At 44.9% G+C, this 14,054-nt stretch carries 6 protein-coding genes; 5 read left to right on the top strand and 1 reads right to left on the bottom strand.

Features of this window, described 5'->3' with window-relative positions; translation table 11 throughout:
* Positions 1-6 precede the first annotated feature (6 nt).
* Positions 7-1,161 (top strand): DUF4249 domain-containing protein, encoded by a 1,155-nt coding sequence (locus tag ACMA1I_RS04910; RefSeq protein WP_337067175.1) that lies wholly within the window; start codon positions 7-9, stop codon positions 1,159-1,161.
* 14 nt (positions 1,162-1,175) lie between these two features.
* Positions 1,176-3,632: a hypothetical protein gene (locus ACMA1I_RS04905; RefSeq protein ID WP_337067174.1), complete on the top strand. Its 2,457-nt coding sequence runs from the start codon at positions 1,176-1,178 to the stop codon at positions 3,630-3,632.
* A gap of 256 nt (positions 3,633-3,888) precedes the next feature.
* Here ACMA1I_RS04905 and ACMA1I_RS04900 read toward each other — a convergent pair whose 3' ends face one another.
* On the bottom strand, positions 3,889-4,131 hold the full coding sequence (locus ACMA1I_RS04900; RefSeq protein WP_337067173.1) for a hypothetical protein: 243 nt from the start codon (positions 4,129-4,131) through the stop codon (positions 3,889-3,891).
* Positions 4,132-5,232: 1,101 nt separating this feature from the next.
* Here ACMA1I_RS04900 and ACMA1I_RS04895 point away from each other — a divergent pair.
* From ACMA1I_RS04895 to ACMA1I_RS04885, 3 genes are all read left to right on the top strand, one after another.
* Positions 5,233-9,741, top strand: a complete 4,509-nt coding sequence (locus ACMA1I_RS04895; protein WP_337067172.1) for a PAS domain S-box protein — start codon at positions 5,233-5,235, stop codon at positions 9,739-9,741.
* A 196-nt stretch (positions 9,742-9,937) separates the two neighbouring features.
* On the top strand, positions 9,938-13,333 hold the full coding sequence (locus ACMA1I_RS04890) for a DEAD/DEAH box helicase (RefSeq protein WP_337067171.1): 3,396 nt from the start codon (positions 9,938-9,940) through the stop codon (positions 13,331-13,333).
* Positions 13,334-13,422: 89 nt separating this feature from the next.
* Positions 13,423-14,046: a trimeric intracellular cation channel family protein gene (locus ACMA1I_RS04885; protein WP_337067170.1), complete on the top strand. Its 624-nt coding sequence runs from the start codon at positions 13,423-13,425 to the stop codon at positions 14,044-14,046.
* The last annotated feature ends 8 nt before the right edge of the window (positions 14,047-14,054 follow it).

Here is a 14,054-nt window from a genome sequence, read left to right as displayed (position 1 = left end):
GGTGCCATGCAAATCGAGTATAACAAGTACCTGCTCTGGTGTTTCTTGCTGCTCCTGAGCAGTTGCATAGATCCTTTTCAGCCGGAAGTAGTAGAGCGGTCGCATAACTACCTGGTAGTAGATGGCTTTATAAACAGCGGAAACGGACCTACTGCTTTCCGCCTGTCCCGCACGCAGAACCTGTCTGAACAGGGAGAGCCAGTTTCAGAAACAGGGGCCACCGTAACAGTAGAAGAAGAGGGAGGAGCTTATTATCGATTAGCAGAAGAGACTGCCGGAACTTATGCTGCTCCTGTTCTGCCCATACAGCCAGACAAGAAATACCGGTTGCACATAAAAACCGGTAACGGAGGCGAGTATGCTTCAGAGTTTGTGCCTGTAACGCCTACGCCAGCTATAGACGAGGTAGCCTGGCAAGTTGAGCGCGATGGGTTATTGATTACCGTTAGCACCTACGATGACCAGAATAACACATTTTATTACCGCTGGGATTTTGAGGAGACCTGGGAATTTACTTCTGTAGAAAAAGCTTTGGTGGAGATAGTAGATGGTCAGGTACGCGATATGGTACCCGAAAGCGAAAACGTGTACACCTGCTGGCGTACGGAGCCTTCTGCCACCATACAAGTAGGCACATCGATAAAAAACAGCAGCGACAGAATAAGCAAACTTCCTTTACTTAAAATTCCGGCGGCATCAGATCGGCTGCGCATTGGCTACAGTATTTTGGTGAAGCAATATGCTCAAACCCGAGAGGCCTACGAGTACTGGGAAAACCTTAGACGCAACACTGAAGATATCGGCAGTTTGTTTGACCCGCTACCTTCTCAGCTCACCGGCAACATCCAGAGCTTGTCTGATTCAGAGGAACTGGTGATTGGGTTTGTTAGTGCCAATTCGGTTACAGAAAAAAGGATGTATGTGAGCCGCCAGGAAATACCTGTGCAATGGGAGCTGCCGCGCCAGTTATGTGTGGCCGAATCTGCCAATGTATCGGTGGCAAATGCGGTGGAGTTTATTCAGAATAACAGGTACTACAGACTTAAAAAGCGCTTGCTGGGAGAGGGTAATGAGCTGTTAGGCTACCAGGCTAAGTTCAGAGGCTGTGTCGACTGCCGCGAATATGGCACCAATGTTAAACCTAGCTTCTGGCCTCATTAAACAAAATTTTTCTTATGATGGTGATCAATCGTTATAAAACGGAAACTCAGCAGTGCGTAAGGCAGCGGGCAATTAATAGACTTGTTAGCCTGTTGGTATTTGTTGTTGTTTGTGCTTCAGGATTTACAGCCTCTGGTCAAGCTGATCCGCTGAAAACGCTGGTAGCTAGTTTTGATACCTACAGACAACAGGCCCTGCAGGAAAAAATCTTCCTGCACATCGATAGGCCCCTGTATGTGGCTGGAGAAACTATGTGGTTTAAAACTTATTACCTAGATGGTTCTTTGCACCAGCCACTCGACCTCAGCAAAATTGCCTACGTAGAGGTACTCGATTCCGAAAACCAGCCTGTGTTGCAAGGCAAAATTGCATTACGAAAGGGTCTGGGCAATGGCTCCTTCGAATTACCTTTTGATCTTAATTCGGGCAACTACAAAGTAAGAGCCTACACCAACTGGATGAAGAACTTTTCTCCTGCGTTTTACTTTGAGCAGCCTGTTACAATTATCAACACATTTAAAAATGCCGGACTGAAACCTGTAACGGACACAGCTTATGCGATTCAGTTTTTTCCGGAGGGAGGCAACCTGGTAAATGGCATTCAGAGCAAAGTAGCCTTTAAAGTGACAGAGGCTGGCAAGGGCATAGCATGTGAGGGCGAAGTTGTTGATCAGGATGGCCATGTGTTAGCACAGTTTCAAACCTTAAAGTTTGGAATGGGCACTTTTGTGTTTCAGCCGGAACAAGGAAAGCAGTATACAGCTCTTGTTAAAATGCCGCAAAAGAGGCAGGTAATGCAGCAAGCTTTGCCAACTGCCCAGGAACAGGGGTATGTGCTGCAGGTAGGAGATGCTTCGGCCACGGAATTAAAAATAAAAGTAACTGCTACCAGCAGGCAAGTGGAGCCGGTTTACCTGCTGGGGCATGCCAGACAAATAATAGCAGTGGCAGAAACCGATGCCCTCAGAAACGGTGAAACTGTTTTTACTGTTAATAAGGCAGCTCTACCCGAAGGCATTACACATTTAACACTGTTCAACAGTCAGAAGCAGCCGGTGTGTGAGCGGCTGTATTTTAAGCGCCCAGCCACCAAACTTGAAATAGCAGCACAAACAGCAAAAAGCTTTTACGGGACCCGCGAAAAGGTGTCGCTAGAGTTGCAGACAACTACCTCCGGCACAGGCGCAGCCACGGCCGCAAATCTTTCCCTGGCCGTTTACCGACTCGACCAATTGCCCTCGGCAGCTACCACTCCGGCAGATATAAGGACATATTTATGGCTCAGTTCAGATCTTAAAGGCACCATAGAGCAACCTGCCTTTTACTTTGCAGAAACAGGCCCTGCGGCAAATGAAGCCCTGGACAACCTGATGCTGACGCACGGCTGGAGCCGATTTCGTTGGGAAGATGTTTTAACCCGGACACCAGCAGCCATTTCTTTTGCCCCTGAATACGATGGTCACCTGATCACAGGGAAAATAACGCATAAAGTAACTGATAGCCCTGCCCCAGGCATTACGGCTTACCTGGCTGCACCAGGTCGGCATGTGCGGCACTACAGTGCTACTAGTGCCAGCGACGGAACCATACAATTTGAAGCCAAGGATTTTTATGGTCCTAAAGAGATAGTAGTACAATCTAATACCCTGCAGGACAGCAGTTACCAACTCCAGATTTTAAGTCCTTTTTCTGACAAATTCAGTTTTACAAGGCTGCCTGCTTTTGCTATAACCGACAGGTTGCAGCCGGAGATCGCGCAGCGCCACCTGGAAGTACAATTGCAGCATGCTTATTTCAGTGAGAAGCAGCAAATGTTTCGGTCACCGGAAATAGACAGTACCGCATTTTATGGAGAGCCCGACGAGCGCTACCTACTCGATGAGTTTACGCGGTTTAAGCAACTGGAGGAGGTACTGCATGAGTTTGTAACTGCCGTCCGCGCTCGTAAGCGCAGAGGAGATTACCAACTGACGGTGCTGGACAGGCCCGGGAATACCATATTTGCCGATAACCCCCTCGTGCTGCTCGACGGTGTTCCGGTGTTCGATATGAATAAAGTAATGGCTATAGATCCGCTCACTATACAAAAGCTGGAAGTAATGGCTAAAAAATATTACCATGGGCCCAGGGTTTATAAAGGCATTATGAGTCTCAGCACATACAAAGGAGATCTTGGAACATTTAAACTAGATCCGCGCTCCTTGCTGCTCGAGTATGAAGGGCAACAACTTCAGCGCGAGTTTTATGCCCCTGCCTACGCTACAGCCGAAGTGCAGCAAAGCAGGCTGGCAGACAGACGGAACCTGTTACACTGGGCACCCAACCTGATAGCTGGCACAGATGGCAAAGTGAGTGTTGAGTTTTATACTGCAGATCAGCCAGGTACTTATTTAGTGGTATTGCAAGGAATTAACCAGTTCGGTGTTGCTGGCAGCAAGGTATTTAGCTTTGAGGTGAAGCAAGCCTTATAAAACCGTGGAAGCTTGGAGTAGAATAGCAGTGTTAGGACTTTTGCAAATACAAAAAAACTGAAATGCCTGTGCTTCATACAGCACAGGCATTTCAGTTTTTTTGTATTTGCAAAATTAATACTTCTTTATCCTAAACAAGGTATAAAGGTGCCAGGGCTTTTAGTGGTGAAATTGCATCCGGAAGAGCATTTTCATTACAATAATTACCACTGATTAAGAATTAGCCTTGCTTTAAGATAAGGGCGCAACCTCCTGCTTATGCCATTACCTGTTTAAGAGAAGGAATAAGCATATTGGCTGCAACAGACTCCATTAAGTTTGCTTCGCGAGAATAGGGGCTAACACCTTCCATAAAAGTGTAGGTAATTCTTTCGAACTGTACTTCATTACCCGTAATTTTACTTACAGCCATGTTTCGAATATCTGCGCACTGTCCCACCTGTACCACTTTTCCATTTAGGTACAGGGCAAAAATATAAGTACCTTCTTTTTCAGTCATTTTTATTTGTTTGTTTTCTATACTAGATTGAATCATGATTGTTTAGGATAATAATGATTAGTAGTCATTATAAATGTAGTACACATGCAATTTATTTTTAGTTCAAGGTATTCAAGAAATAATAAAATTAACTCAATGTTGTAACTACAAGATAATGTGTTGATTAATGGCAACAGCATGGAGTGTAATTGCTGCCTGAGCAAACATGAATATGAGTAATATCTAGTGTAAATATATAGATAATTATACTTAATAAACTAACGTTTTTACAAATTTCAGTATAAATACAGCAAGAAGTTATAAGGACATATTACTGATATAATTGGCGTACGAGTTTGTGCAAAAGTCCAATTTTATGTATTATTTGGTAAGTTTTTATATTAATCATTTCTTAAAATTGCAATTTATTCTAATAACAACACAGATTTAAATTGAAAATCATAATAATTTTAATCAAATAAATAAAAGAATACGAAATATTTCGAAATAAATAGAAAATAAAATATACGTGTTATTACTTACTATAATTTTCGGAACCAGACAGCCGTTAATGTTGGAACAGTAACTACAGGCAAGGCCATTTCTGTCAGTCTTCAGGAAAAAAACCGCACTTAAATCCTTGGCTTCTAAAGTAAAATTCAGGAAGAGGTTTTAATTATTCTAATTGTTTTGCTCTTCCGGAGGCTATTTTCATCTTTTAAGACCTGGATCACTCTTCAGTTAATCTGGAGCGTTAGACAAAGGGGTACTGGTTCAGATTTGTAATTCCCCTACCTGGTTACACTTTAAGTTGAAGTATATTTGAGAGGAGATTTGATGTACTTTAAGTATAGTCGTTAAGAGATACCTGCTTATGGGTACTTTCTTTTTATGGTGAAAATTGAGTTTGCAGCTTTTGAGAAAGGCCCTTTAAATCACGATTATTTAAGTGGTTGCCAATTAAAACCAGTTAAAATTAGCTTACTTTGTAAAAAGAGTAATTGCATTTACTTGAGGTGCCTGAGCAACTAAACTTTAAGTAACATTCTCGTATAGGCAGTAAATATTGTGCAATAGTAGGCTCTGAATGAAATAATTAGGTAAAGCTGGCTTCCATACGTTATGCTACATCATCATCAGGACAATGCGCTTTTGGCATTGCTTTTCGGTAAATTACAGTACAGTGCGCTGATAGCAGACCATCAAGGCACTATTGTATTTATGAACAGTACATTTGCTAACTGCTTCTGCCTGCCTTTCGAAGCAGCACATTATGTGGGGTTGCCATTACGTACACTTCATGATTTTGCTCCTATATCTCCAGTGCCTCAGCATGGGACTATAGATTTTATTCATTTTAAAGGTGCTTTACTCGAATGCGAGATAATAACAAATCTGGAACTACCTGGTACCGTGGAGCCAGGTACCGCCTGGCTTTTTAAAAAAGCCAATTCTGCCAATGTACCATCAGAAGCACATGTATTGTTAGATGAACGGGCAGATGGCAACCCAGAACCTATTCTAAACCTGGGATATAAGGGCGAGGTGCTCTATGCTAATACTGCGGCTCAAGCCCTTTTAGAAAAGATGTCACCCAGGCGGCAGGAAGCCTTTGGGAAGTTGCTGCTCAGAAAAATCAGGAAAGCGGATGTTGCCTTAAATACCGGAGAATGCACCGTATACATTGCGCAACAGCACTATAAGATTACCGTTTCGTACGACTCTGCTTATGGCTTTGCACGGCTTTACCTGACTGATTTTACCAGCAAAAGGGATGCGCAGGTAGCGCTAGCCGATAGTCAGAAGCTGCTTCAGAATATAACCCGTACTTTCCCCGGAATCATTTATATCTATGATTTAAAAACGGAAAAAACACGCTATACCAGTAACTATGTAGAACAAATGCTCGGTTATACTACAGCCGAGTTGGCGGCCATGGGCGACAATTTTATGTTATCCATAATAACCGAGGAAGATACCGGGAAAATACAAGAACAAATAGCCCTGATGGCCCAGGCGCAATCCGATGCAGTAATAAGTGTGGATTATAAGGTTAAAGACAAAAACGGCCAGCTAAAATGGCTTTCCTGCAGGGAGTCGGTCTTCAAACGTAACCGTTCCGGAGAAGTAATCCAAATAATCGGTTCTGCTATCGATGTTACAGAGCACACCTTACAGACACAGCAACTTGCGGAGCAGAAGGCGTTTTACGAATCAATTCTAGATACTATCTCTTCTGAAATTGTGGTATTTGATAGCGAATTGCGCTACAAATATGTTAATCCTTCAGCAGTACAGGAGCAGGAGGTACGGGAGTGGATGCTGAATAAAACAAATCAACAGTTTGCCAAATTCAGGAACCTGCCTCCAGCGCGGTTCGATAACAGAGTACAGCATATCAAGCAGGCGCTTGATAAAAAAGAAATGGTGCAGATGTCGGAAACGATTGTGGACTCAGCCGGTGAGCCCCGACATTTTATCCGCGAAATTTGCCCTCTTGTTAATGAGCAGGGCCAAGTGGAGTTACTGGTATCAACAGGACAGGATGTTACGGCACTGCGTACTGCACAGGAGGAAGCGCTGGCCAGCGAGGTGAATAATAAGGCTATGTTTCAGGCTATTCCGGATTTGGTTTTTATACTAGACCAAGATGGGAACTACCTGGCCACTAACCAACAGGCACACCTTTTTGCTAATATTTCAGATAAAAATTTCGAAGGAGGCAACATCAGGCGCTATATGCCCGTGGACCTTGCTGAAAAATGCCTGCTTCTATTTAAGCAAGTGCTTAAAACCGGGCAAACCGTCAGCTTTAAGTATGATTACTTATACCCCGATGGCGTAAGAGAGTACCATTGCGAAATTCGGATTCTGAAATACGGCGAAGAACAGCTGATGATGATGATCCGGAACATGACGGAACAACACGAAAATGAGCTGCTCCTGAAAGAGAAAGATGAACTGCTCCGCCAGATCATGGATACCAGCTTTAACCTTATCTATGTGAAAGATGCGAGTGGTCAGTTCACATATGCTAATCACACGTTTGCTGGCTATGTAGGTCGGCCAGTAGAAGAAATAATAGGAAAATCAAATGAGGAATTTCTTCCTTTGCCCCAAAACTCTTTTCTTATAAAGGAGACAGACCAGCGCGTGATCCATGGCTTGGAGACAATAACTATCGAGGAGCAGTTCAGGCTTTTTAATGAAGAGGAAGTATGGCTGCGGATAGTTAAAAAACCATTGGTGACCCGATCCGGCGCTGTGCATGTACTTAGTATTGCCACTAACATTACAGAAGAAAAACAAGCCAAGGAGCAGCTGCAGAAAAACGAGGAGCTTTATCGATTGCTCTCAGAAAACTCGAAGGATGTTATTAGCCTTTTAAATATGGATGGGAATATCATCTTCACATCTAAGGCTGTAAAAGATATTTTTGGCTATTCTCCTGAAGAGATAATAAACACATCTCCCTTTGACATTATGCACCCCGACGATGTGGAGAGGGTGCAGGAGGAGGGGCTGCACAAACTCCTGGAACAGAAAACCAATATTGTGCTCGATCTGCGCCAGAGAAAAAAGAATGGCGAGTACATTTGGGTAGAAGCTGCCATTAAGCCTATTCTGGACAAAGAAGGCAACGTGTGCCAGATTCAAACATCTACGCGTGATATTTCGGAGCGCAAAAAAGCTGGAGAAGCCTTAAAAAACAGCGAGAAAAAATACCGAGAGCTTATAAAACACAGCCAGGCATACATTTTCTCTCACGATATGAAAGGGTGCATATTATCGGTGAACCCCTATATGCTCGACAAGCTGGGCCTGACAGAGCCGGAGGTCTTGAACAAGCCCCTCATACAATTCTTTTCCTTTGAAAAAGCAGTCAACTTCAAAAACTACTTATGGCAGTTTCAGAGCATGCCGGCAACCGAAGGACTGTTTACTATTATCGATAGAGACCAAGAAAGGCGCTACCTCCATTGCCACAGCCACAAGGTGCAGGAGCAAGGCGAAGTGCCTTATGTTATAGCCATTGCGCAGGACATTACTGAGCGAATATTAATTGAGGAAGAGCTTAAAAGAGCCAAAGAAGTAGCCGAAGAATCTGCACGTGCAAAAGAAAATTTCTTGGCTAACATGAGCCATGAGATACGTACCCCCATGAACGGTATTATGGGCATGGCTGGGCTGCTGGGTAAAACCGATCTAAACCCGGTGCAGAAAAACTATCTTAACATAATTCGTCACTCTTCCGATAATCTGCTTGTTGTCATCAACGACATTCTGGATTTCTCTAAGCTGGAGGCTGGCAAAATAAGTCTTGAGGAGATCCCGTTTAGCGTGGAGGACACTGTGAGGCAAGCTTATGAAACCCTGAAGTACAAGGCAGAAGAAAGAGAAATAGCCTATACCTTACATCCGTTTCCGCAGGGACTTGCCACCTTGTTAGGAGATCCTTACCGCCTGAACCAGGTACTGCTCAACTTGCTTAATAACGCGATTAAGTTTACGGAAGAAGGAAGTGTGGCTGTGTCTGTGAACCTGTTGGAAGATACAGCAGATGCCTTACATCTGGAGTTCGTGGTGCAGGATACCGGTATCGGCATTCCGGAAGATAAAAGACAAAGCATTTTTGAAGGCTTTACGCAAGCCTATAGCAGCACCACACGCAAATACGGAGGCACCGGCCTTGGCCTAAACATATGCAAAGCTTTGGTTGAGTTACAAGGCGGCCGCATCTGGGTAGAGAGCCATGAGGAGGGAGGAAGTATTTTCAAATTCACGATTACGTATCAGAAGAGCAGTTTGCCAGTTAACACAGAACCACCCACTGAGTTGAACTTTGAGGAGCTTAGTGGCCTGAAGGTGCTCCTGGCGGAAGATAACGAAGTGAACGTTTTCTTGGCTCAATCAATTATAGAGAGCTGGGGAGCGACCGTAGCTGTTGCTCTTACAGGAGTGAGGGCTGTAGAACTCGCAACAGAAAACACATACGACGTGGTGCTGATGGATATTCAGATGCCTGTCTTGAACGGTTTGGATGCCACACAACTAATCAGGCTGCTGCCCGACCCCAAAAAGGCTGGCGTGCCCATTATAGCTCTTACAGCAAATGTTATCAAAGGAGATGCGGAGAAATACATAGAGGCGGGTATGAACGATTATGTATCAAAGCCTTTCCGGGAAGAAGAATTATTTCAAAAAATTAAGGCTGTATTACCTGCCCAGGCAGCGCCCCAGCTAGTGCAAGAAACACCCATTACGCCATTTTATATGCCAGAAACCAAAGCGGATGAACCTTTGTACAACCTTTCGCTGCTCGAAAAAATGACACGAGGAAATCAGAACATGATCAGAAAGACAAAGCAGATTTTTATAGACACGGTACCTAAAACAGTGGCGGAGCTGGAGCAAAAGTACCAGGCTGCTGATTGGACTGGGGTAAGTGCGGCAGCTCATAAACTAAAACCAACCTACGATCTGATGGGAATCGAAAAGCTCCACAAAGTAATTCGCGACATAGAGCAAAATGCCAGGCAGCAAGCTAACCTTGCCGAAATTGGGACACAGATAAAAATAGTATCGCAGGTATCGGAGCAGGTAATAGAGCTGCTTCAGGAAGAATTATAAAATTGGAGTCGGCAGGTTAGCCATTTAGCAAATTCTGATCAAACATAATTCTGCTAATGAAAATGGCCTTCCAGAGCTAATTTGAGGTAAATGAGTATGAGGGTCGAGGGCAGATAGGTAAATCAAAAACGGCTGGAGTATGCTTACAAAACTCTGTTTTATCTGTACCTTCCGGCTTTAGATAGAAGCACATGATATGTCTGAAAAGCAACAGGATTTAGCACAGGTTGGGAGGTTACGGGAACACCCGTTCGAGTTTGTTTTCAGGGATCTTTTATTTTCTGACCTCTCCAGCACCTTTATTTTGCAGCATAGCCTGCAGCCTATTTCCACTGATGCTAGCGATGTGGCCGAAATTCAGCCACAGTTCATAGAGCTGAATTTCGGATCCTTTACAAATCCATCCAGTACAGTATACTTCCCGATGGTGGAAGTTAGCCGGGTGGAGCATGCCCTTGTGCTCTCGTGCGGTTGCCGTACAATTAAAACAAAAATGTGTGAGCACCAGGCGCAAGTGCTGCTGGTGCTTATGAACCGGCAAGAGGTTCGGATTTTTTTTGATGAGAATTTGCGTCAACAGAAATTCAGGCAGGCAGCAATAGCCTATGGGCTTGAGAACGAAGCCAATCTTCATGAATTTCTGGAGCTGGAATATACCCACCGTAGCTACCAAATAAAGCCGCGACTAAAAGAACTCCTTACCTCCGAAAAACTAGACAAAGCCTACCTGCAGGAGCGGTTGCTGCCAAAACAACAGCCATTGCTGCCGGAATCCGGCCCGAAAGAAGGTGCCAAGCTCATTGGCGTAATAGGGCAGCAGCGGTTTTATGGCCATCTGTGTGTGGAACTCTTTGAGGCACCAGTTACTCTCGATGGTAAAATAAAGAACCCGCTCCAGTCTGTAGATCCCCTGGACCTGCTATGGGCAACGGATAAGAGCGAGGAGCTGAAATTCTTTACAGGTATATCCAAATTCCACAAGCACTATAACACCGGCAAACCAGAGTCTGAGCTGGAAGCACTGAAAGCCATTGTCCGCAACCCCCGGCAGTTGGAGTTTTATACCCATAATAAGATTGCTTCGTCTAACATAACGGCTTCTTCTGTTGTGCCGGTGCAGCTGCGCACACTGCCAATAGACCTTCGGCTGGCAGTTAGTGTAAGAGGAGGTTTTTACGAAGTAACGGCACAACTGGAGCTGGAGGGGAAAACCTACGACCTGGAAAAGCTGCCTCTGCGCTACAGCTATTTTGTATTCCTCCACCAGACACTGTACCTGGTCGATAATCCAGACTTTTTGCGCATTATGGAGTTTTTTAAACAGCATCATAACAAGTTGCTGCTCCATCGATCTAAATTTGAGACATTTCGGCAGCACATACTCTCGGAGTTGGAGCACAGGGTGCACATCTCTTACACGTACCTAAAACCTGCCACACCAAAGCAGCTCGAAGAAAAAGGCTTTCTTAAAGGAATAGAAAAAATAATTTATTTGTCCGACTCGGAAAATTTTGTGCAGATAACGCCAGTTATCAAATATGGAGAGGTAGAAATTCCAGTACTTTCTAAAAAGCAGATTTATGCTACCGATGAGCAAGGTAATCCGTTTTTGGTAGAGCGTGATGTGGAACTGGAACTGCAACTAACGGCATCGCTCCTGTTGCAGCACCCCGATTTTAAGCAGCAGCTCCACCGCGACCACCTCTGGCTGCACAAAAAACAGTTTCTGGACGAAGATTGGTTTTTAGAGGCTTTTGAGGAATGGCGAAACCAGAACATTACCATTCTTGGCTTTAACAGTATTACCAAAAACAAACTAAACCCGAACAAGGCCAGAATTACCATACAGGTAACTAGCGGCATCGATTGGTTCGATACCTCCATCGATGTGCGTTACGGAAAGCAAAAAGTTTTGCTCAAGCACCTGCACAAAGCCATTCGCAACAAGAGCAAGTACGTGCAATTGGGGGACGGCACCCTGGGCATTCTGCCGGAGGAGTGGCTCGAAAAATTCTCGGCTTATTTTAAAAATGGGGATGTGGTGGAGGAGCAGCTGCGAACCCCTAAAATAAACTTCTCTGGCATTGCAGACCTGTACCAGGACGAGGTGCTGACCCAGGAGGTGAAGGCGCAGCTTACTATGTACCGCACCAGGTTCGCCAGCTTTGAAAGCATACGGGAGGTGGAAGTGCCTCTGGAGCTCAAGGCCACATTGAGGGAGTACCAGAAGCAGGGACTGAACTGGCTTAATTTTCTGGATGAGTTCAATTTTGGCGGCTGCCTGGCCGATGATATGGGTTTGGGAAAAACCGTGCAGGTAATTGCTTTTATTTTATCGCAGCGGCAAAAAAAACACCAGAACACCAACCTGGTGGTAGTGCCAACCTCTCTCATTTTTAACTGGCAGGCCGAAATACAAAAGTTCGCACCATCGCTTAAACTACTCACAATTTATGGAGCAGGCAGAGCCAAAACCGTTAGCGATTTCGACCAGTATGAAGTAATCCTGACATCGTACGGCACGTTACTCTCCGATGTGCGTTTTCTGAAGCAGTACCGGTTCAACTATATTTTTCTGGACGAGTCGCAAAACATCAAAAATCCGGAGTCGCAGCGGTTTAAGGCGGTGCGGCTGCTACAGTCGCGCAATAAAATAGTGCTGACGGGTACACCTGTCGAGAACAACACCTTTGACCTGTTTGGGCAGTTTGCCTTTGCCTGCCCAGGTCTACTGGGCAGCAAGCAGTTTTTCAAAGAATACTATTCAGCCCCCATCGATAAGTTTAAAGACAGCAAAAGAGCACTGGAGCTGCAGCAGAAAATACAGCCATTCCTGCTGAGAAGGACCAAGCAGCAGGTCGCAAAGGAGTTGCCAGAAAAAACTGAGATGGTAATTTACTGCGAAATGGGAGAGGAGCAGCGAAAAATCTACAAGGCCTGTGAAAAAGAGATTCGCGATTTCCTGATGAACCAGAGCGAGGAAAACCTGCCAAAAAGCAGCATGCACGTGCTGCAGGGCCTTACCAAACTCAGGCAGATCTGTAATTCTCCGGCACTGCTTCCGGGAGAGGCCTTTTATGGTGAAGCATCTGCCAAAATGGAGGTGCTGATGGAGCAGATTGAAAGTAAAGCAGGGCAGCATAAAATATTGGTGTTTTCGCAATTTGTTTCTATGCTCAACCTCATCAAAAAAGAGCTGGAGGCCAGAGGCATCTGGTACGAGTACCTTAGCGGGAAAACCCGGAACAGAGCAGCCGTGGTAGAAGAGTTTCAGGGTAACACCGCCATACGGGTTTTTCTGGTTAGTTTAAAAGCAGGCGGCACAGGTCTTAACTTAACCGAAGCAGATTATGTGTACCTGGTAGACCCTTGGTGGAACCCAGCCGTGGAGAACCAGGCCATAGACCGCACCTACCGCATAGGGCAGCAAAAGAATGTGGTGGCGGTTCGCCTGATCTGTCCTGGTACCATTGAGGACAAAATAATGAAGCTGCAGGAATCCAAAAAGCTGCTGGTGCAGGACCTGGTAAAAACCGATGCATCTATCTTTAAATCTCTGACCTGCCAGGACCTGATTAGTTTGGTAAGTTAAATAAAGCAAGAGTTAAATAAGCGCTGGTACATAACTTAAACAATGAATGTACTAGTATTTTTGTGCCGTATTTCTAACGCTTTATTAACATGAGTATTCAGGAGATTTTAGAACTGATCGGAACGTTTGTGTTTGCTATGTCGGGGGCTTTGGCGGTAGGAGATAAAGGGAAGGACCAGGATTGGTTTGGAGCTGCCTTTATTGGTTTTGTAACCGCGATAGGCGGTGGTAGCCTACGAGATGTGTTGTTGGGCAGCTATCCGCTGGTATGGGTGCAGGATGTGCGCCTGCTTTATATTATACTAGGTGGTATTATCGGCGCAGGCCTCTTTTACCCGGTCGTTATAAAACTGCGTCGCACCTTTCAGCTGTTCGATACCTTGGGCATTGCGCTTTTTACGATAGTGGGCACCGAAAAAGCCATTCGCCTGGGCTTTAGTGCCGAAGTGGCTGTAATTATGGGCATGTTCTCGGCTGTTATGGGTGGCGTACTTCGCGATATGCTAACCAACGAAATCCCAGTCCTTTTCAGAAAAGAAATTTACGCTAGCGCCTGCATGGCTGGCGCCATTTTGTATTTGGTCCTAATGAATCTGGGGCTGGAGCGAAATACAACTTTTCTCATATCGGTTATATTTATTATCATCATCCGGTTGCTGGCCTTAAAGTACAATCTGAGTTTTCCAAAGTTTGGTCGGCAGGTGCCGGATTAAACAAACTG

The organism is Pontibacter sp. 13R65 (genome assembly GCF_047525655.1).
GTDB lineage: Bacteria > Bacteroidota > Bacteroidia > Cytophagales > Hymenobacteraceae > Pontibacter.
The sequence above is the reverse complement of the archived record's forward strand: the minus strand, read 5'-3'. Positions and strand labels throughout refer to the sequence as shown.